Origin of the sequence: Candidatus Sulfuricurvum sp. RIFRC-1, from assembly GCF_000310245.1 — a bacterium.
GTDB lineage: Bacteria > Campylobacterota > Campylobacteria > Campylobacterales > Sulfurimonadaceae > Sulfuricurvum.
Map to the genome: position 1 here is coordinate 432272 of NC_020505.1, position 20291 is coordinate 452562.

Here is a 20291-nt window from a genome sequence, read left to right on the forward strand (position 1 = left end):
CTTAAGGAGTTGGGAATGAAATTAGTAAAACTTAGTATGGTAGCAGCAGCTACTTGTGTATTGGCAACGTCGGCGTATGCGCTTAAATCTGAAGATCGTACGGTTAAAGGGAACTATCAAGTTGAATACACCAAAGCACCGGATGCAGTAAACTCGATTGGTGAAATGTTTACCGAGGGTGATGTTTATGGACGTCTTCGTTCTAATATGTTTTGGTGGGATTGGGACAATGAAAATGCAGCAGTGCAAGATAACAATATGTGGGGTCTTGGCGGAAGCTTAGTGTATAAAACTGGTTTTTATAAAGGTGTAGGTGCGACAGTAGGATTTTATGGCACGGTTCCTATGCACCCGGATAATACATTGGGGAGTGCAGTGACCAACTATGGTAAAGCGGGTAAAGATACCTACCATACTCGTGCGGATGGAACCGAAGGGGCAATGGGCAATTTTGCCGAAGCTTATTTGGAATACAAAAATGGCAAAAGTAATGTTAAAATCGGTCGTCAAGGTATTGACAGTATTATGCTCGCAACGAATGATACTAAAATGATTCCAAACACTTTTGAAGCAGCAGTGATCGAAAATAAAGATATTCCTGACACATCCGTTCGTGCAGCTTATATCATGTCTCAAAAACTACGAGATCATCAAAGCTTTCATAGTGTAATCGCGTTTGAAAAATATAATGAAAATGATGATTCAGGGGTACATAAAGGATTAACACCTACTTTAATTAGTGGTGCGGGTGAAGATGTCAATCCTGAAATGGTGTTAGTAACGGCTTCTAATAAATCGATTCCGAATCTTAAACTTGATGCTGAATATGTTGCGTTAAGTGGATTTGTTAAAACGGCGATTGCTGAAGCAAATTATCAAATTAAACTAAATGATGCTTGGACATTAACCCCGGGTGTTCGATACTTGAAACAAATGGATGATGGTGCTGGCGCAATCGGTGGTGCATCATTGAGTGGTGCATTTAAAGGCAATACAACGTTTGCAGGTGCTGCTAATGGTTATACTGATCCAAATAATGCTGATGGTAGTATTATCATGGCACGTTTGGTTGCTGCAAGCGGTCCATTGGAACTTTCAGCTGGGTATTCAAAGGTTTCTGATGATGCTGATATCATTGCAATGTGGCGTGGATTCCCGACAGGCGGATATACCCGTTCAATGGCACAAGTGGATTGGATTGCAAATACTAAAAACTGGGCAGTAAAAGCCGTTTACGATTTTGGAAAAGCAGGATTGGTTCCAGGGTTATTAGTTGCAGCAGACTATGAAAATATGGATTTTGATGATGCTAAAGCATTTACATCAACGTTTACTGACCGAAATATTTTCCACGTTGATGCAACGCAAACGTTTAAAACACTCCCAAATACTGAGTTTAAATTTCGTTTTGCTACGGTTGATGCCGATCCAGCGTACACCAGTGCGACTGTTCAAGGCACTGTTGATAACAACTCATACAACGAATACCGTTTCGAAATTAACTACCTCTTCTAAAGGCTGAGTGATGAAAACGTTGTTGGGAACTCTATTTTTAGCCGTCACGAGTTTGAGTGCGTATGATTACTCCCTCAAACCGGTACGGATTACTTCGGACGTTCACTGTTTTTTTGGAAAACCCGAAATAATGGATAAAACCAACAACGGCAACATCGTCAACAGCTGTTATATCGATGCAGGTGAGGGGTATGTCGTCGTTGACACCGGTCCCTCATATGCGTATGCCCACTCAGCTTACAAAGCGATGCAAAAAATTAAATCCCTCCCCGTTAAACTCGTGATCAATACCCATATTCATGATGACCATTGGCTTGGAAACAATTTCTTTACCGATAGCGGAGTTAGAGTTTTGAGTTCGGATGATTTCAAGGTGAATGCCGATATGAGCATCCCAACCCGAATGCAAACCTATATCTCTCCAGAGGCATACGCCAAAACCAAACCGACTTTACCGAGTGAGATGATCAGCAGCGATACCAATCTTACCATCGGGAATCAAAGGTTAGAACTCAAATTTGCGAAACACAAAGCCCATACGGCTAAAGATTTGGTGGTATATCTTCCAAAATCAAAGGTTCTGATTGCTGCTGATCTGGTCTTTAATGACCGACTCCCATCTGTACGAGGTGGAGATATCAATGGCTGGATAGCGGCATTGGATGATTTGGACAAATTGGGTGCTAGACATGTTGTCGGCGGACACGGAGAGCGTACCGACAAAGAGGCGGTGAAAATGACACGGGACTATTTCACGCAGATGCGTACCGAAATCCGCGCAGCGATTGCTGAGGGGCTCAGCATTGATGAGACGATTAAAAAAGTGAGTATGGATAAGTATAAAAAATACAAACTGTATGAAGGGACTCATCGTCATAATGTTGAAGCATCCTATCGGGTATTAGAATGGGAGTAATGATGAAACGATTAGTGTTTTTAGGGAGTTTGCTCTCGACGCTTGCTTTTGGAGATGTCCGTTTTGCACAACCCGAACCCTCGATCGAAAAACCGCGTGAAGTGGTAATGGGGATCAGTTTGGGAGATGATGAATCAATCCATCACGGTCTCAGTACGGCGAACAATGTCCTGAAATTTTACGGACCCGAAAAGATCCATCTGCGTATCGTTGCCTATTATCACGGTATCCGCACTCTGCTCAAAAGTGAAAAAGAGATTGCCCTGCGTGTACGGGCATTGCAGCAATACGGTGTCGAATTCGTCGCCTGCGGTAACACGATGGAGACAAAAAAGATTTCGCCTGATCAGTTAATTCCTGATGTCGAGATCGTCAGTGCCGGGATCGCTGAAGTGATCGAGCGCGCCACTGAGGGCGCATTTTATATTCAACCTTAGGAGTTAACCATGAAAATTCTACTCATAACTATCTTGGCGGGATTTTTGTCCCTTTTTGGCGGTGATTTACACTTATTCAGTGTTTCAAATGCGGAGGGCAAGTTAAATGCCGGAGTTGTTGAAAAAGCACTTGAAGCCAACGGTTTTGTCATTTCAGCCAACAGCGAAATGAACGGGCCGTTTAAAATCCAGTTCGGACAAAGTGATTTTACGCAGTTTAATCTTTTGACCGCGTACCATAAAACGCTTTCAGAGTCTTTGGTAAAAGCCCATCCCGATGCGGGGATTTTTGTCCCGATGGGATTTGGAATTTATCAACGCGCCGGGGAGAAAGAACTCCATGTTTCTATCCTAACTGCTTCAGCAATGGCAAAAATCGCAGGGTTTAAAGCTGCAGAGTTTGCATTGATCGAAAAAGAGGCATTGGCAACACTGAAGAAAGCGTTACCGAATGCGAAAGTATCCATGAGTGAAACATCGCTCCCCTCAGAAGGGAAACTTTTAAGCCGATACGTTAAAGCAAGCAGCAAAGAGAGTTGGGCGAGCGATAAAGAAGAGACGGAGATGATGATCGAAGACGGTTTGAAGCCGGCCGGATTTGTAATGTCCAATTTTACCGATTATAATTTTGCCCTCGGTGAAAAAAGTCCGTTTGATTTTTACGATACCTACTCGATTTGCAAATTAAAAGTTATCTATACGGTAGCGAAAACACGTCCTGAAGCTGCGGCATTCGCGCCGTGTACCTTGATGGTATACAAGAAAAAAGATACCAATGAAATCGTGATGGGATTCCCGGGTGTCTATAACTGGATGAGCAGTGCACGAGTCAGTGATGCTGATGGCAAAGCGGTATTAATGCAGGCTCAGAAAGACTTTGAAGCGGTTTTACACTCCACGGTAGAATAAAAGAGGGAAATAACGGTATTTTTGTGATTTTAAAGGTGTATTTTAAATTACATCTTTTATACTGTAAGATATATGATTCGTGAAAGAAAAATGAAATGATATATCGTTTAGTAATTTTTTTATCATTTTATAGCTTACAGGTATCTGCCTCAACCCCTGAGGTAGAGAGCGGTTCGCTGATATACATTATGTATATTGTGAGTGCCTCCGTTTTCGCTTGGATGCTTTTTTATATTCGTACTCTCAATCAACGCTTAAAAAATGAATCTGAAGCCCTTCAAAAACAGATTGAAATCTCTCAAAATACCGAAAAATATCTTCGACAGATCGCCAGTGTTTTCCATAACTCCCACGAAGGGATTATCATTACCGATCCGCACATGGTTATTCTTGATGTGAATGAAGCCTACTGTGATATGAGCGGATATACCCACGAAAAGCTTATCGGTACAAAACCGGTAATTCTCTATTCCAATCGGCATGCGATATCGTTTTATGCGAAAATGAATGAATCTCTTGAGATAAACGGTACTTGGCGCGGAGAGGTTTGGGATAAGAAAAAAAGCGGCGAGGAATATGCCAAATTCCTTCGAATCGACTCAGTACACAGTCAAGAAGGGGTGATTGAAGGATTTGTGATTATTGTCAGCGATATCACTGAAAATAAAAAAGAGATAGAAGATCTTGAACATCAGGCGAACTACGATGCGCTGACCAATCTTCCCAACCGCAGCTTATTCCAGAATGTTGCCGGACAAATTCTTGCACAGTCAAAACGTCGTAATACAAAAGCGATTGTCGCCTTTTTGGATCTTGACGGATTTAAACAAATCAATGACCAATACGGACATACGATAGGAGATAGTATCCTCAAACATGTCTCCAGACGTTTGGAAAAACAGATGCGGCAAGGTGATATTATTGCTCGGCTTGGAGGAGATGAATTCGTTTTACTCCTAAGTGATATCAATGCGATTTCCGAGTCTAGAGCTCTTTTGGAACGTATTCTCTTTGCAATCAAAGAGCCGTATGTGGTGAATGGATTCTCCCTTTCGATCGGTGCAAGTATCGGGGTGGCAATTTTTCCCGATGATAAGGAGGATATTGAGCTTCTGATTCGTGATGCCGACATCGCAATGTATCACTCCAAAGAGACCGGGAGAAATAAAATCTCCTATTTTAATGTTTTGAGAAGTCCCGATGCAGTCGAAAAATAAAGGTAGAAAATGACATTCCGATATGTGTTGCTACTGTTGTTGGCAGCTTTTTTTTCTTTGTCCTTTGGCGCATCTGTATCTGAAGTAGGAAAAAAAGAGGCAGTAATCGGTGTATTGGCTTTTCGCTCAAAAGCCGATACGCTCAGTGAATGGCAGCCTTTAGCCACTTATCTCAACAGTAAAATATCCACCCATCGTTTTATTATACGTCCTCTTGGCTACGCTGAGTTCAATGCAGCGGCTTCGTTGGATGAACTCGATTTTATGTTTAGCAATCCTGAACACTATATTTATCTTTCAGCAAAATTTGATGCAAGCCGTATGGCAACTTTGATTCGTGCAAATGTCAGCGGAAAAGAGCTTACGGAGTTCGGAGGGGTGATTATTGCACGGCATGAACGGCATGATCTTGAAAAATTGAGTGATTTGAGAGGAAAAGAGATTGCTGCGGTCGATGAACTCTCTCTTGGGGGTTACTTAGCCCAGAGGATTTTACTGCAAGAAAACGGTATTGATATCACCAAAGAATCCAAAATACGCTATACCGATATGCCTCACGATAAAGTTGTCTATCTCGTCCAAAACGCTTCCGTGGATGCCGGATTTATTCGTACAGGTGTATTAGAAAAAATGGCAAAAGAGGGAAAAATCAATCTTGATGAGTTTAAAATCATCCATCCGGTAGAAAATTTTCCTCAGGCCCTTTCAACTACCCTTTATCCGGAATGGCCGTTTGCTTCATCCAAACATACCGATCGTGTATTGGCAAATCAGGTCGGTGTTGCCCTGTTAAATTTACCTTATGGCTCTGAGATTACCAAAACGGCCGGATATTACGGATGGAATATTCCCTTATCGTACGAAGGAATCCGATCTTTGATGCAGGGTTTGCGCATTAAACCCTATGATACCGTTCCACCCTTTTCACTTCAGGATGTTGCGCAAAGGTACGCACTTTATATTATTTTTATGCTAAGTGGTGTTATTGCCCTGTTGATTTTTCTAACAACCAAAATGCGGCGTTTGACGAATACATTACGATCCAATTCAGAATCACTGGAAAATCAAATCGTGATTGTTAAAGAAAATGAAAAATATCTTCGCCGTGCCGCAAATGTTTTTCACAACTCCAGAGAGGGGATTATTATTACAAACCCTCAAAAAATTATCATTGATGTCAATGAGGCTTTTTGTGAATTGACCGGCTATGCACCGGAAGAAGTTATCGGAAACAAACCGATCATATTACGCTCAGGGATGCATGAGAATCTATTTTATGAAAAACTTAATGAAGCGATAAATACTCTTGGCTCATGGCGTGGTGAAATCTGGAACCGTAAAAAAAATGGTGAACGGTACGCTGAATTTTTGCGTATTGATGCAGTGAGAGATGAGAAAGGTGAAGTGGAAAATTATATCGGGATTTTCAGCGATATCACCGAACATCTTAAACGCCAAGAACAACTTCACCACATGGCAAACTACGATCCATTGACCAACCTTCCGAATCGTTACCTCTTTATGACGTTGGCAGAGCAAATATTATCGTTTTCAAAACGAAAAAATTCAAAAGCGGTCATCTCCTTTTTGGATTTGGACGGATTTAAGCAGGTCAATGATGTTTATGGACATGAAATTGGGGATAATATTTTGAAACAAGTGGCGGATCGGCTTGAAAAACAGCTTCGTCAAAGTGATGCGATTGCCCGGATCGGCGGAGATGAATTTGTGGTTGTGTTTAGCGATATTGATATGATTTCAGATGCTCAGCAGCTTTTTGATCGTATCTTAAAAGCGTTAGAAGAACCTTTTGTAGTCAATGGACATTTGATTACAATAGGGGCGAGTATCGGAGCCTCTTTGTATCCTGATCATGGCGAAGAGGTCGAGATGCTGGTTCGCCATGCCGATGCTGCCATGTATCGATCAAAAGCTAACGGACGTAATCAAATTACCTATTTTAAGAGTGAGACGGTGACGGTATAATCCATAATGATTAAAATTTAATCATCCCTTCTCCTCCAACCCCGAGAATAAGTGGTATAATCGGGATATTTCGCCTAAAATTAGGCTAGTATTGAGTATCGATGCCGTCAAATCTGATTGATTCTTCCCAGCATATTGTTTTAGTCACTCACAAAAATCCTGATGCCGATTCACTCGGTGCAGCATGTGCCTTTTATTCTTATTTGCTTCGCAGTCAAAAAAAAATAACCCTTTTTTGCATCTCGACAGAAGTAAACCCAAATCTAGCATTTCTCCCGTGGTTTGACAAAATTACCGATCGTTTTCCGGAGAATGCTGAGTGTATGATCAGTTTTGACTGTGGGAGTTATGGGCGGCTTGGGATTGAAAAAGAGCTTCCTTTAATAAATATTGATCATCACATCAGCAACAACTTTTATGGGACGCATAATATTATTGATACGTCGGCAATCAGCACGACGGAAGTCGTTTATGATTATTTTGTTGCTAACGATATAAAAATCAATGGTAAAATGGCGACGGCGCTTTATGCGGGACTGATTGATGATTCTCAATGTTTTAGTGCGCCTGCATGCAATGTCAAAACTTTTAAGATGGCTCACTCCCTGATAGAACTGGGCGCTGAACATACCGTGTGTGTTGAGTGGCTGTATCGTCGCCATTCACTCGCATCGCTTCGGATTCGGGGAATTCTCCTTAAACAAATGAAGCTTTTAGCGGATGGACGATTGGCCTTATTGGAAGTTCCCTTGTCGCTATTGGAAGAGACGGGTGCTACTGTGGCTGAATGCAAAAAAGTATTGGACGAAGCACTCGGGATGCGAAGCGTTCAAGCGGCTGTGATGGTCCTAGAACACCCTCATGGCGGAGCAAAGATCTCCTTGCGTACCGATGGGGTAGTCAATGCCGCAAAAATCGTGGCTGCATTCGGCGGGGGTGGACATGTACGGCGTGCCGGAATGGATTTAAAACAAGAAAATTATCATGAGTTAGCAAAAGAGATGATAATGATGATAACAAAGGAGTTGGTGTGAGAAGAGGCCGAAACGGTTCGGGAATAATTGGATGGGTATTAGTAGTTTTAGTTTTAGGTGCGCTTGGATTTATGGGATTTTCGCCTATTTTTGAGAGAGAAGATCCAAAAGTAACGCTTTCACATGAAGGATACTGGAATTTTAAAGATCCTATTCATGTCAATGTTGAAGATGCGAGCGGTCTAAAATCTTACAAAGCGACCATTGCAACACCCCATGATGAATGGGTGATAGTGGATGAGAACACCCCTTCAAAAGTGAATAAAACATCGTTTGATATCCTCCCTCCAAAAGGAGTTCGCCGGGTAGAAGCCGCTTCGGTAACACTTAAAATCGAAGCAACCGACAACAGTTTGTGGGGTCTGTTTATGGGAAATACCTATAAAGAAGAGATCACCCTTGTTATTGATCAGCGTCGACCGGTTTTGGCAATTATTGCCAACTCCTATAAAATTCAAAAAGGGGGATCGGCAATCGTAATTTTTAAAGCGGAAGATCCTCACATGAAAAGTTTGAGAATTGAGACGAATTTTGGGAAAACTTTTATCGCACAACCGTTTATGAAAGAGGGATATTACGCTTCTTTGGTAGCATGGCCGGTACAGGAGCAAACATTTAGTGCAACCGTTGTCGCACTTGATCATGCGGGCAATGAGACCAAAAGCGCGGTACCGCTTCGTTTGAAAGATCATGCTTATCGTGTTTCGAATATTGAACTCAGTGATGCATTTTTGGACGGTAAAATTGCCGAACTCGCGAATGAATATGAACAAACTGCCGGAGTGGATGATCGGTTAGACCAATTTCGCATCATTAACGAAAAAGTACGTGCCGATAATGAAAAAATTATCCATGAAGTGACTTCAAAAGTATCCAAAAACATGATTGTCGATTTTAGCCCTGAGCCTTTTTACCCGTTAGTGAACGGTCAAAAAGTGGCAGACTTCGGAGATCACCGCATTTACAGTTATAAAGGACAAGAGAACGTAAGCCAAGCATACCATATGGGGCTTGATTTGGCGAGCGTTGCTATGGGGGCGATTCGCACCTCCAATGGAGGAAATGTTGTGTTCTCTCAGCCGAACGGGATTTATGGAAACTTGCCGATTGTCGATCATGGCTTTGGCCTTTATACCTTGTACGGGCATTGTTCAGATGTCCATGTTCAAGAGGGTGATGTTGCTGCATTGGGTCAAGAAATCGCTAAAACAGGACTCAGCGGATATGCGATGGGAGATCACCTTCATTTTGGAATTTTGGTCCAAGGGATTGAAGTGAGACCGGAAGAGTGGATGGATACCAAATGGATTTATGACAATATTACCAGTGTCATAGAAAGCGCTAAATTCACAATTAATCAACGCTAAAACCGATATAATAACTTTTAGATATTTGAGTCTTACGCATTTTTGCGTAAAGCTTTAGGGGATTGCAAAGGACAGACTTGTCCTTGCCACTAAAATGGGCTTTACTCATTGTAGTGTTCAGATAGGATAAGGTAAGGAATTAAAGAGATGATGCAAACAACGATTGGCAAAAGTGTTGAACTTGTAGGGATTGGTTTGCACCGAGGCTCACCCGTTAAATTACGGCTCGAACCTTTAGGGGTAAACAGCGGTATTGTTTTTTACCGCAGTGATGCAGGGGTATCTATCCCTTTGCTTCCCGCAAATGTTGTCGATACCAAAATGGCAACCGTTATCGGACGAGAGGGTGTTACCATCTCGACGATCGAGCATATGCTCTCAGCGATCTATGCCTATGGTATCGATAACCTCCGTGTCATTGTCGATGCCGATGAAGTCCCTGTTATGGATGGCTCGTCTATGAGTTTTTGTATGCTTCTTGAAGAAGCCGGGATTATCGCTCAAGATATTCCGAAAAAAATCATGCGGATTAAAAAAGAGGTGATTGTACAAGAGGGTGATAAATACGTTAAATTAATCCCCTCCAATGACATGAATTATGATTTCACGATCAAATTTTCTCACCCCGTGATTGACAAGCAAAGTTATGTATTAGCGTTTACCAAAGAGAACTATAAAAAAGAGATTGCCCGTGCGCGTACGTTTGGGTTTGTTCACGAAGTACAGTATCTACGTTCCAAAGGGCTCGCCTTGGGCGGGAGTTTGGAAAATGCGGTCGTTTTGGATGACAAAAAAGTGCTCAATCCTGAGGGACTTCGATTCGGAGATGAGTTTGTTCGTCATAAAATCCTCGATGCGATCGGGGATATGTCACTGATCGGTATGAATTTTATCGGTAACTACGAAGCCTTTGCCGGAAGTCACGATCTAAACCATAAATTGACGCTTGAGCTTCTCAAAGATCCGGCAAATTATGAAATCGTCGAACTAGCATACGCTGAGTCAAAAGAGCTGGCAAAAGCGTATGCATGATGCACTCGTTATCGCACTAGGTTCTCCTGTTCTCGTAGGCGTCTACAAAGAAGGAGAGCTAGTCGAAGAGATCCGCAGTGATGGGATGAGCTCGGATGTGCTGGCGGAGATTTTTGATTCGTTGTTGGAGAAGTATACTTTTTCACATTTTATTTATGCCAAAGGTCCCGGAAGTTTTATGGGGATCAAGGTGACCTACCTTTTTCTAAAAACTCTGAGTATTACGAAAAAAATCCCACTTTTAGCTACGGATGCCTTCTTTTTCAACAAAAATAGCCCCATCAAAGCGTACGGAAAGCTCTATTTTGTTAAAAATAGGACAACCATTGAGTTAGAACCGATAGCCTCGCCCGAGATTATCGCATTTGAACTTCCCAAAAATATCGATTTAGAAAAATTTGATTCGGACAATCTCCCCTATTATGGGATTGATGCCGTAGGATAAGGAAATTATTTGTTCGTTAGTGTACCTGCAACGAGTGCGAATTTAGGACCCGGATTTGATTCATTAGGGCTTGCCGTTGATTTGCGTAACCAAGTCGAATTGGTGCCGTCACGTTTTTTTGCCGTCTCCATCAAAGGGGAAGGGGAAAACAACCCAAGACTTAAAGGGAACAACCTTTTTGTCAGTATATTTAATGAGCATTACCGCCGTTTGACCCAGAAGCGACAAAACTTCAAATTTACCTTTTACAACCAAATCCCGATGTCTCGAGGTTTGGGTAGCTCTTCGGCTGTCATCGTGAGTGCGATCAGTTGTGCGCATGAAGCCGCAGGAGTTAAAGTATCCAAACGCCGTATCCTCAATCATGCTCTCGTGTATGAAAGCCATCCCGATAACATTACTCCGGCAGTTATGGGGGGATTTAATGCGGCAATGGTGGAAAAACAAAAAGTTTTTTCTCAACAAAAACACCTCCCCGATTATCTGAAAGCGGTTGTCGTCATTCCGAACAAACCGATCTCAACGGCTAAATCACGTACCACCTTGCCTAAATCGTACAGTAAAGAGAATGCGGTATATAATCTCTCCCACACAGCCGTAACCGTAGGGGCTTTTTTTAACGAAGATTGGGAAATGCTTCGTCTTGCTACCCAAGATCGGTTTCACCAAAAAGTACGGATGAAAATGTTGCCGGAACTCTTTGCTGTTCAAAAAATGGCATACGACAACGGTGCGTTGATGTCGACGCTCTCAGGGAGTGGATCGACCTTTTTTAACATGGTTTACGATCAAGATGCTCAAATGTTAGCGGATAAATTTAAAGCGGAATTTACCGATTTTGAGATCAAAATCTTAGGCTTTGATAATGACGGTTTAGTTGTGGAACGATAACTAAGAAAGTATTGGATATAATGGCGCAAAAGTTACATCAGCCTATACGCATGTGCGTAGTTTGTCGTGAGCGCTTCGCTCAATTTGCACTTTTACGCCTTCAGTGTCGGAATGGGTTACTGCAACCTTATGCTAATGAAGGAAGAAGTTTTTATATGTGCAGGTCTTGCATCGAGCATAAGAAAACTCCGGGTCAGTTGTCCCGTCAATGTAAAAGCGGCGCAACAGTAGAGCTAATGAATCGGTTAAAGGAGATCATCGTTAATGATGGATAAAGTTAGAGTTCATGAAATTGCCAAAGAGCTTGGTATCAATTCAAAAGAGGTAGTGGATAAAGCAGCCGCAATGGGGCTCAATGTAAAAACTGCCTCAAGTTCGGTTTCGATCGAAGAAGCTGAGCAAATCATGAACTATATCATGAGCGGGGCGTCGAATGAAGCCTCAACGCCCAAGCCTTCCCCTAAAACTTCATCTTCAGAAGAAGTTCCAACCGTAACGACAGTTGTTGAAGAGAGCATCCAAACAGTACCTGCTGTAGCAGAAGTAAAAGAAGTAAATGCAGAAGAAACGGTTGTGGAACAAGAAATTCCTAAGCGCTCAGGTCTGAAAATCGTTAAGAAAAAACGTCCTCAAGAAGAGGAATTCGTCGCTCCGGTTCGTCATGAAAATGTCAATGTTTCCAGTTATGGAAAATTGAGTGAGCAAGCGCAACGAGAGTTGGAAGCTAAGCGTGCGAAAAAGGTCCAAAGCAATAATTTCCCGGTTCAGAAAAAAGATCAAGGGGTTCGCCTTGATATCTTCGGCGGCGGAATTTCTGATGTATCGATGGATTATGAGCAAGATCAAGTCGTATTGATGGACTTCAACGATTTGGGGGCTAACTTACCACCGGAAGAAGAGCAAAAACCGAAAGAGAAAAAACCGATCGGTCGTAACGCGGGTAAAAAACAGGGTGCCAATCGCGGTAAACCGCGTCAAGTTTCTCGTGAAGCACGTAAGCGTTATACAAAAGATGCAAAAGAAGACGAAGTCATTACTCACGTTGAAATCGCAGAAGATGTCCGTGTTTATGAATTTGCTGAAAAAGTAGGGCAAACAATCTCTGCGGTCATTAAAGTCTTATTTGACCTCGGGATGATGGTTACTAAAAACGACTTCCTCGGAAAAGACGAGATCGAAATCTTGGCGAGTGAGTTCGGTGTCGAAGTAACGACTATCGATCCAAAAGATGCGTTTAATCTTGAGACGGCGTACGATGAAGAGCATGAAGACAGTGAAGGTTCCGTTGAACGTCCTCCGGTTATCACGATCATGGGGCACGTTGACCATGGTAAAACATCTCTTCTTGATGCGATTCGTAATGCCAAAGTAGCCCACGGCGAAGCGGGTGGAATCACTCAGCACATCGGTGCATACTCGGTAGAGCAAAAAGGTAAATTGATCACGTTCTTGGATACTCCGGGACATGAAGCGTTTAGTGCGATGCGTTCACGCGGGGCGCAGCTTACCGATATTATCGTTATCGTTGTTGCGGCGGATGATGGTGTTAAACCTCAAACCCGCGAATCGGTTCAACATGCAAAAGATGCAAAAGTTCCGGTCATCGTTGCGGTGAACAAAATGGACAAACCGGGTGCAAATCCGGATATGGTTAAAGCACAAATGGCGGAACTCGGACTTAACCCTACCGAGTGGGGTGGAGATGTTGAATTCGTCGGCGTTTCAGCCAAAGCGATGACGGGCATTGATGAGCTTTTAGAGGCGATCTTGCTCCAATCTGAAGTAATGGAACTCAAAGCAAACCCTGATGTTATGGCAAAAGCGGTCGTCGTTGAGTCTACGTTGGAAAAAGGGCGTGGACCGGTTGCTACGGTTATCGTTCAGAACGGAACATTGCGTGTCGGTGATAATATCGTGTGCGGTGGTGCTTATGGACGTGTTCGAGCACTCATTAGTGATCGTAAAGCACAACTTCAGCAAATCGGACCGAGTCAAACAGCTGTTGTTGTCGGTTTGAGCGATGTCCCGCCATCGGGTGAAGTGATGATGGTGATGGAGAGTGATCGTGAAGCGCGTGAAGTAGCACAAAAACGTGCTGAGTATGATCGTCACCGTGAACTTTCATTGAGTACCAAAGCATCGTTCGATGATTTGACCTCGTTGATCGCTGAGGGTCGTATTAAAGCCCTTAAAGTCGTTCTTAAAACCGACGTTCACGGTTCTCTTGAGGCGATTAAATCGGCTCTTGCAGAGTTGCGTAATGAAGAGGTCAAAGTTGAAGTTATCTCCAGCGGTGTCGGTGGAATTACCGAAAATGACATCGCCTTGGTAAACAACAGTGAAAACTGTGCCCTACTCGGATTCAACGTTCGTCCTACGGGTAATGTCAATGCTATGGCAAAACAAATGGGTGTAGAGATCAAAACCTACTCTATTATTTATCAGCTTATCGATGATGTTAAATTGTTGCTCGGCGGTATGATGGCACCGCAATTCCGTGAAGAGAATACCGGACAAGCCGAAGTTCGTGATACGTTCCCGATGCCTAAAGGTGCAGGAACCATCGCAGGTTGTGTGGTTGTTGACGGTAAACTCGTACGCGGCGGAATGGTTCGCGTTATCCGTGAGGGTGTTGTTATCCATGAGGGTGATCTCACCTCTCTTAGACGTTTCAAAGACGATGTCAAAGAGGTTGGTAAAGGATTTGATTGTGGTGTTGTCCTCAATGGTTACACCGATGTCAAAGTGGGTGACGTTATCGAAACCTTCAAAAAAATCGAGACAAAAGTATCCCTGTGACGCCGGCACAAATCAAAATCAAGCGAACGGAATCCATTCTCAAAGAGTTGATTCCCGAAGCGATCAGCCAACTCTCCGATGCACGTGTACGTGAAGTGGATGTTATCGATGTCCATTGTTCACGCGGACGCAGTGATGCCAAAGTGTATCTTGACCCTCACCACTATACGCCGCAAGAGCAAGCAGTATTTTTAAAACTGCTTGAAAAAGCCCGCCCGATTATCGAAGAGCATTGTATGAAAGATCAAGGGTGGTTCCGTTCGCCTCGTATGACCTTCGTATTTGACGATACCCTCAAACGAAGCCAAAATATCGAGGCATTATTCGCCCAAATCGCCAAGGAGAAAAAAGATGAGTCTTGAGAGCGACATCAAAAAAATGGTTGAATCGATCGGCTTATCGTTGTACGATACCGCCGTTTTCAATGAAAATGAGAATACGATTTTTCGTGTGAGCGTCACCGCTCCGGGCGGAGTGACACTCAACCAATGTGCAGAACTCACTCATCTCATTAATCCTTTGTTGGATGTAACCTCTCCCGTAAGCGGTGAATACCGTCTGGAAGTGAGCAGTCCAGGGATTGAACGTAAACTCAAAAGCTTAGAGCATTTTGTCCAGTCCGTGGGTGAAAAAGTTGCTTTGAGCACGATCACTAAAGAGAAGTTTGAGGGTGAAATGATCGGTGTCGAAAACGACGAAATTATTCTCAAAACAGCAGAAAACGGTGAGCAAAGAATCCCTTTCCGCTCGATCAGCAAGGCTAAAACTTACTTCGAGTGGTAATGAAAACCACCACTGCGCTTCATGCTATGAAACTCGCGCTTAACGCGGCGTGGGACTATCAACTTCTCACTTTTCCTAATCCTGCCGTCGGTGCAGCGTGTATTTTAGAAAATGGTTCAATCTTATCCATCGGTGCTCATATAATTGCGGGCGGTCCTCATGCCGAAGTGTATGCACTGCGTGATGCTTATACAGCCCTTTCCGGTGACACTTCAATAGCGGATAGCGATGACGCTCACCACATTCATGAGTATCTTCGTACCCACCATAATGGAATTTTTAACTTTGTCTCGATGGCAGTAACGCTGGAACCGTGTTCTCATATCGGTAAAACCCCCTCATGCGCCTTGTTGATCCGTGATTTGGGCATTAAGAGACTTTATATCAGTGTCCGTGATCCCAATCCCTCAGCAGCAGGCGGTGCAGAGATTTTGAGCGATTCGGGTGTCGAGTGTATTTTTGGCGTACTGGAAAATGAGGGGCAAAAACTATTAGAACCGTTTATCCGGTGGCAGAGTAACCCTTTTGTGTTTTTTAAATGGGCACAGCGGCTTGATGGGACGATTGATAACGGCACAATCAGTTCAAAAAGTTCACGTGAGCATATGCACGCTCTACGCGACCGGTGCGACTTGATTGTAATCGGCGGTAATACGGTACGCAGTGATCGTCCGACGCTCGATGCACGGCTGGTAGAGGGGAAAGCCCCTGATGTCTTAATCTATTCACACAACAATGAATTTGATCGTACAATCCCTCTCTTTAATATTCCAAACCGTCAGGTATTTGTTGAAGCTTCATTGGAAAAAATAAATAAATACCGATTGGTGATGATAGAGGGGGGCATGGGAATGATGGAAGCCACATCTGAGGTTGCAAATTGGTATCTCAGTTACATTGCACCCAAAATTGGGGGCGGATCACAAACTCTTGGCGTAATTCAAGAGGATTTTGAGGTAATGAACGCTAAAATCACCGATAATATTATCCTTTGGATGAAGAAAAAATAGGACTATTTATGACCAAACAAGAGAAAATCGTATCGATGTTCAACGATATAGCTCCGACGTATGATCGTGCTAATCGAGTCCTCAGTATGGGTATCGATACCTTCTGGCGCCGCAGAGCATGCGATTTAGCGTTTGGTTACTGCCCATCAAAAACGATTGATTCTATCGTTGATGTCGCGTGCGGTACGGGTGATATGATGGGATACTGGAAACGCCGTGCCGATAAAGCGGGATTGATCGTTGATCGGATTGTCGGGATTGACCCGAGTGAGGGGATGGTTGGAGTAGGGCGCGAAAAGTTTCCGGATATGTCGTTTCATATTGCCCCTGCAACCGAGCTTCCAAAATCGGACAGCTCGGCCGACATCATCAGTATCTCATACGGTATTCGTAACGTTGTTGAACGTCAAGAGGGACTCCGTGAATTTAATCGTGTCCTTAAACCGGGGGGACTTGTCGTCATTTTGGAATTTATGAAAAATGAAAACCCTTCCCTGTTGGGTAAAGTACGCGATTGGTACATGAACAACGTCCTTCCCCGTATCGGCGGTTTGATCTCTAATAACTATGAAGCGTATCGCTATTTGCCTGACTCTATCGAAGGTTTTTTGACCGTGGGAAAAATGTCTCGCGAGCTTGAAGAAGCGGGATTTGAGATGCTCTATACGAAAAGCTTCTCGATGGATATTTCGACCTTGATGATTGCCCGTAAAAAGTAGTTTTATGGCTTCCACTCTCAGCGTCAGCAGTTTAAATGAACAAATTAAGACGCTATTAGAAACCTCCTTTGAATTTGTTAGCGTCGAGGGGGAACTCTCCCGCGTCACTAAACACGGCAGCGGACATATCTATTTCACGCTCAAAGACAGTGATTCCGCCATCAAATGTGTGATGTTCAAGGGTAATGCGGCTAGGCTAAAGTTCTCTCTCGAAGAGGGGGCGCACATCATCCTCCATGGAGCGCTGAGCCTCTACAAACCGCGCGGTGAGTATCAAATCAATGCATTCAGTGCAGAGCCTTACGGTGCAGGGGCTTTGGCGGTGGCATTCGAGCAACTCAAACAAAAGTTGGAAGCCAAAGGGTATTTTGACCCGACACGTAAAAAGTCCTTTCCAAAATTTCCCCAAACAATTATTTTAGTGACCTCCGCGACAGGTGCCGCGTTGCAGGATATGCAGAGAGTTGCAACGCACCGATGGCCGTTGGTCAAACTCATCGTGTTGGATGTATTGGTTCAAGGCTCCAGTGCGGCGGGACAGATCGCTGATGCGTTGCGCTATGCCGATACATTAAACGCGGATGCGGTGATTGTCGGACGAGGTGGCGGAAGTATCGAGGATTTGTGGGCATTTAACGAGGAGATCGTTGCCGATGCGATTTTCGCTATGAACACGCCCGTGATGTCGGCGGTGGGGCATGAGATCGACTGGGTCATTAGCGATTACGTCTCTGATATGCGCGCTCCGACACCGAGTGCCGCAATGCAAATGCTTCTCCCTGATCAAAACGAGCTGTTTCAAAATATCGATGAAATCCGCTTTAGTGCCTATGGGATGATTGCTCAACGGCTGGAGCGTAAACGTGAACAGCTCACCTCTATGCAAGAGGCGTTTAAACGTCATGGGGTAGAACATCGTTTAGAGGTACAGCGCGAGCTGGTAAAAGAGTTAAAAGAGCGATTGACTGGGCAGATAACACAGCGGTTAGAGCAAAGCAGACGTGAGATTGCTCCTCTGATGGAGCGGTTAAACCAAAGTATCGAATCAACACTCCGTCAAAAGCAGTTTGTGATTAATCAACTCACGGAAGGGTTTACTGCCAATCATCCGAAAAATAAAAACAAAAGCGGATTTGCCCAGATCGCCCGTGAGGGAAAAGTGATCGATTTGGATGCGCTCAGTGTCGGGGATCGGTTTGATGCGATGAATGAGCGGCGCGTTGTCCGCTCGGAAGTGGTAGAAATTAGCATTATTTGACAATAGTGTGTATAGTAAGTATAATGTTTTCATGAAAAGTTCGGAAATAATCAAGAAGATGTTAGCGGATGGTTGGGTATTGGTTGCCGTGCGCGGAAGTCACCATCAGTTCAAACATCCGACCAAAGCAGGTCGAGTAACCGTCCCCCATCCTAAAAAAGATTTGGGTATCGGGCTAGTACGGGCGATTATGAAACAAGCCGGACTGAAAGAGGAGTAAACTATGCGCTATCCTATCGCAATCGAAATGGGAAATGAGACAACGGCGTTTGGGGTGATCGTCCCTGATCTCGTAGGGTGTTTTTCAGCAGGTGATACCCTCGATGAAGCGATTGATAATGCCAAAGAGGCGATCACTTTGCATATCGACGGACTGCTCGATGATAATGAAACGATACCCGCACCATCGCCAGTGAGTAAGTACAGTTTGTTAAGTGAATACGCAGGGACTATTTGGGCGATTGTTGAGATTGACCCCGCTATATTAGATGATAAAGCCGAGAGGGTTAATATCACCCTTCCTCGCCGTGTATTAGCGAGACTTGATGCAAAAGCCAAAGAGGCGGGAGAGACGCGGAGCGGGTATATCGCGCGTCTGAGTATCGGGGCGTAAAGAAGCTCTTTTTGTGTTAGCCTCGGTGAACAATTGCGTCATTTATCGCATTAACAATATTGTTGATTAAATCGAAGTCTTTTGAACTAAGGGCTTGAATTGTTCCTCCTGCACTTACAGTAACTACACTATAAGTAGGTTTTATTTTAAAACCAAGCCAAAGCAAGAAAGCAGCTAATGTTAGTATTACCAATCCGCTAGAAGCATTTTCAGACATGTTAGCTATTCCAACAAGAATTAAAAAAATACCAGCAAGAATTACTAAACCTTTAAATTTTGAAGGTGTTTCTGTCATTTTAACAGAAGTTAAACCTGCTAGAGCATACGTTTCTCCATGTGTAATAAAGCGTGCATTAGTAACTTTATTGTTTACGCTTTCAAAAAATACTTTTTCTTCCATTTGAATCTACCTTATTGCATAAATTATAAAGACTCTAACATAAATTTTTTTTCATTAAACTTAATCTACATTCGTTCATTTGAGCGTTTTTTTGGTAATATCAATATTATTATTTTGAACTGAAAGCTTATTTATGTTATCTAAAATTTTAAATTCAAGAAAAAAAGAGTTTATTTCGTTGTTTTTTATATCTTTTATTTTGACAGGTTGCACTAGTCATAGTGGACCTTCAATAGGTGAAAATCTTGCGACATCGTTAAAAGATTTTGGACAAGCAACTGTAGAGGTTTTTACCTATAGAGATATTGTGCAGTTTAAATCACCGTATGGAGACGGTAGAGGACAAATTCGAAAACGAATCGATGGACAGGTGTTTGATTTTAAAGGGGCGACTTTACTCAAAGGAGAAACGATCCCGACGATGACAAAATTTTATAGTATGGATCAATGGAGACAGAATGATCGTACTATTTTGATGTTGTATGGTGCATCGGATAAATGCGATAAAACTAATTGGCTGATTGATATGGATCCAGCAGGATATTCTATGTATCGTCTTGGAAATTGCCATAACTCATTTGATTTAAAATCAGAGGGTAACGGTGTCTTTAAAATTGTAGAAAATAATAGTCTTGACCCATTTGTTTATTTATATGATAGTGATGGACTTAGTGAGGGTAAATTGGCTTCTACTTGGGTTGCTGAGCAAAAAGTATATAAAGAAAATGAGCGCCAAAGTAATTACAGCAACAATCAGAAAATAATTTCAAAACCAGTCGGTCAGCCATTAGCGAACAATCCATCTATCAACAAGACAAATAATACTTCTCAGCACGTCAATAAACCTTTTATTAGAACTTTTGAGGATTCAAAGAATCTTAAAAAAGTGGAAACATCAACAAAAAAAGTAAAACAAGCTAAAACTGTTTGGCAAATCGATAAATCATAAATTGAGTTGGA

At 43.0% G+C, this 20291-nt stretch carries 22 protein-coding genes; 21 read left to right on the plus strand and 1 reads right to left on the minus strand.

The window, feature by feature from the left end; translation table 11 throughout:
* Window positions 1-15 precede the first annotated feature (15 nt).
* The 20 genes from B649_RS02285 to B649_RS02375 all read left to right on the plus strand — a co-directional run bounded on the left by B649_RS02285 (window position 16) and on the right by B649_RS02375 (window position 18931).
* Complete coding sequence (locus B649_RS02285) at window positions 16-1515, plus strand: OprD family outer membrane porin (RefSeq protein ID WP_015652883.1); 1500 nt, start codon at window positions 16-18, stop codon at window positions 1513-1515.
* 10 nt (window positions 1516-1525) lie between these two features.
* Window positions 1526-2431 (plus strand): MBL fold metallo-hydrolase, encoded by a 906-nt coding sequence (locus B649_RS02290; protein ID WP_015652884.1) that lies wholly within the window; start codon window positions 1526-1528, stop codon window positions 2429-2431.
* On the plus strand, window positions 2431-2868 hold the full coding sequence (locus tag B649_RS02295) for a DsrE family protein (RefSeq protein ID WP_041192376.1): 438 nt from the start codon (window positions 2431-2433) through the stop codon (window positions 2866-2868). Before B649_RS02290 ends, B649_RS02295 begins: the two co-directional genes overlap by 1 nt.
* Before the next feature lie 9 nt (window positions 2869-2877).
* Window positions 2878-3777, plus strand: a complete 900-nt coding sequence (locus B649_RS02300) for a DUF302 domain-containing protein (protein WP_015652886.1) — start codon at window positions 2878-2880, stop codon at window positions 3775-3777.
* Window positions 3778-3872: 95 nt separating this feature from the next.
* Window positions 3873-4994: a sensor domain-containing diguanylate cyclase gene (locus B649_RS02305; RefSeq protein WP_015652887.1), complete on the plus strand. Its 1122-nt coding sequence runs from the start codon at window positions 3873-3875 to the stop codon at window positions 4992-4994.
* A 9-nt stretch (window positions 4995-5003) separates the two neighbouring features.
* The gene (locus B649_RS12040; protein WP_015652888.1) at window positions 5004-6980 is read left to right on the plus strand and encodes a diguanylate cyclase; all 1977 of its coding nucleotides are present in this window, start codon (window positions 5004-5006) and stop codon (window positions 6978-6980) included.
* Window positions 6981-7081: 101 nt separating this feature from the next.
* Window positions 7082-8014 carry a DHH family phosphoesterase gene (locus B649_RS02315; RefSeq protein WP_015652889.1) on the plus strand — a complete coding sequence of 311 codons (933 nt, stop codon included), beginning with the start codon at window positions 7082-7084 and terminating at the stop codon, window positions 8012-8014.
* Window positions 8011-9381 carry a M23 family metallopeptidase gene (locus tag B649_RS02320; protein WP_015652890.1) on the plus strand — a complete coding sequence of 457 codons (1371 nt, stop codon included), beginning with the start codon at window positions 8011-8013 and terminating at the stop codon, window positions 9379-9381. The genes B649_RS02315 and B649_RS02320 overlap by 4 nt, the downstream gene beginning before the upstream one ends.
* A gap of 147 nt (window positions 9382-9528) precedes the next feature.
* Complete coding sequence (gene lpxC, locus B649_RS02325) at window positions 9529-10413, plus strand: UDP-3-O-acyl-N-acetylglucosamine deacetylase (RefSeq protein ID WP_015652891.1); 885 nt, start codon at window positions 9529-9531, stop codon at window positions 10411-10413.
* A complete protein-coding gene (locus B649_RS02330; RefSeq protein WP_015652892.1) occupies window positions 10406-10858 on the plus strand; it encodes a hypothetical protein in 453 nt (150 codons plus the stop codon). The genes lpxC and B649_RS02330 overlap by 8 nt, the downstream gene beginning before the upstream one ends.
* 9 nt (window positions 10859-10867) lie before the next feature.
* Window positions 10868-11749: a homoserine kinase gene (gene thrB, locus B649_RS02335; RefSeq protein ID WP_015652893.1), complete on the plus strand. Its 882-nt coding sequence runs from the start codon at window positions 10868-10870 to the stop codon at window positions 11747-11749.
* A gap of 50 nt (window positions 11750-11799) precedes the next feature.
* On the plus strand, window positions 11800-12024 hold the full coding sequence (locus B649_RS12420; protein WP_291750960.1) for a DUF448 domain-containing protein: 225 nt from the start codon (window positions 11800-11802) through the stop codon (window positions 12022-12024).
* The gene (infB, locus tag B649_RS02340; RefSeq protein WP_291750961.1) at window positions 12017-14548 is read left to right on the plus strand and encodes a translation initiation factor IF-2; all 2532 of its coding nucleotides are present in this window, start codon (window positions 12017-12019) and stop codon (window positions 14546-14548) included. Before B649_RS12420 ends, infB begins: the two co-directional genes overlap by 8 nt.
* Window positions 14545-14910 carry a 30S ribosome-binding factor RbfA gene (gene rbfA / locus B649_RS02345; protein WP_015652896.1) on the plus strand — a complete coding sequence of 122 codons (366 nt, stop codon included), beginning with the start codon at window positions 14545-14547 and terminating at the stop codon, window positions 14908-14910. The genes infB and rbfA overlap by 4 nt, the downstream gene beginning before the upstream one ends.
* Entirely contained in the window at window positions 14900-15331 is a 432-nt protein-coding gene (locus B649_RS02350) for a ribosome maturation factor (RefSeq protein ID WP_015652897.1), read from the plus strand. The genes rbfA and B649_RS02350 overlap by 11 nt, the downstream gene beginning before the upstream one ends.
* Complete coding sequence (gene ribD, locus B649_RS02355) at window positions 15331-16341, plus strand: bifunctional diaminohydroxyphosphoribosylaminopyrimidine deaminase/5-amino-6-(5-phosphoribosylamino)uracil reductase RibD (RefSeq protein WP_015652898.1); 1011 nt, start codon at window positions 15331-15333, stop codon at window positions 16339-16341. The genes B649_RS02350 and ribD overlap by 1 nt, the downstream gene beginning before the upstream one ends.
* An 8-nt stretch (window positions 16342-16349) precedes the next feature.
* A complete protein-coding gene (ubiE, locus tag B649_RS02360; RefSeq protein WP_015652899.1) occupies window positions 16350-17060 on the plus strand; it encodes a bifunctional demethylmenaquinone methyltransferase/2-methoxy-6-polyprenyl-1,4-benzoquinol methylase UbiE in 711 nt (236 codons plus the stop codon).
* Between the two features lie 4 nt (window positions 17061-17064).
* Window positions 17065-18318 (plus strand): exodeoxyribonuclease VII large subunit, encoded by a 1254-nt coding sequence (gene xseA, locus B649_RS02365; RefSeq protein ID WP_015652900.1) that lies wholly within the window; start codon window positions 17065-17067, stop codon window positions 18316-18318.
* Between the two features lie 31 nt (window positions 18319-18349).
* Entirely contained in the window at window positions 18350-18538 is a 189-nt protein-coding gene (locus B649_RS02370; RefSeq protein WP_015652901.1) for a type II toxin-antitoxin system HicA family toxin, read from the plus strand.
* 3 nt (window positions 18539-18541) lie between these two features.
* Window positions 18542-18931 (plus strand): type II toxin-antitoxin system HicB family antitoxin, encoded by a 390-nt coding sequence (locus tag B649_RS02375; RefSeq protein WP_015652902.1) that lies wholly within the window; start codon window positions 18542-18544, stop codon window positions 18929-18931.
* A gap of 16 nt (window positions 18932-18947) precedes the next feature.
* Here B649_RS02375 and B649_RS02380 read toward each other — a convergent pair whose 3' ends face one another.
* On the minus strand, window positions 18948-19331 hold the full coding sequence (locus B649_RS02380) for a DUF6232 family protein (RefSeq protein WP_015652903.1): 384 nt from the start codon (window positions 19329-19331) through the stop codon (window positions 18948-18950).
* A 133-nt stretch (window positions 19332-19464) separates the two neighbouring features.
* Between B649_RS02380 and B649_RS02385 the strand changes: the two genes are divergently transcribed.
* Complete coding sequence (locus B649_RS02385; protein WP_015652904.1) at window positions 19465-20280, plus strand: hypothetical protein; 816 nt, start codon at window positions 19465-19467, stop codon at window positions 20278-20280.
* Window positions 20281-20291: the final 11 nt, after the last annotated feature.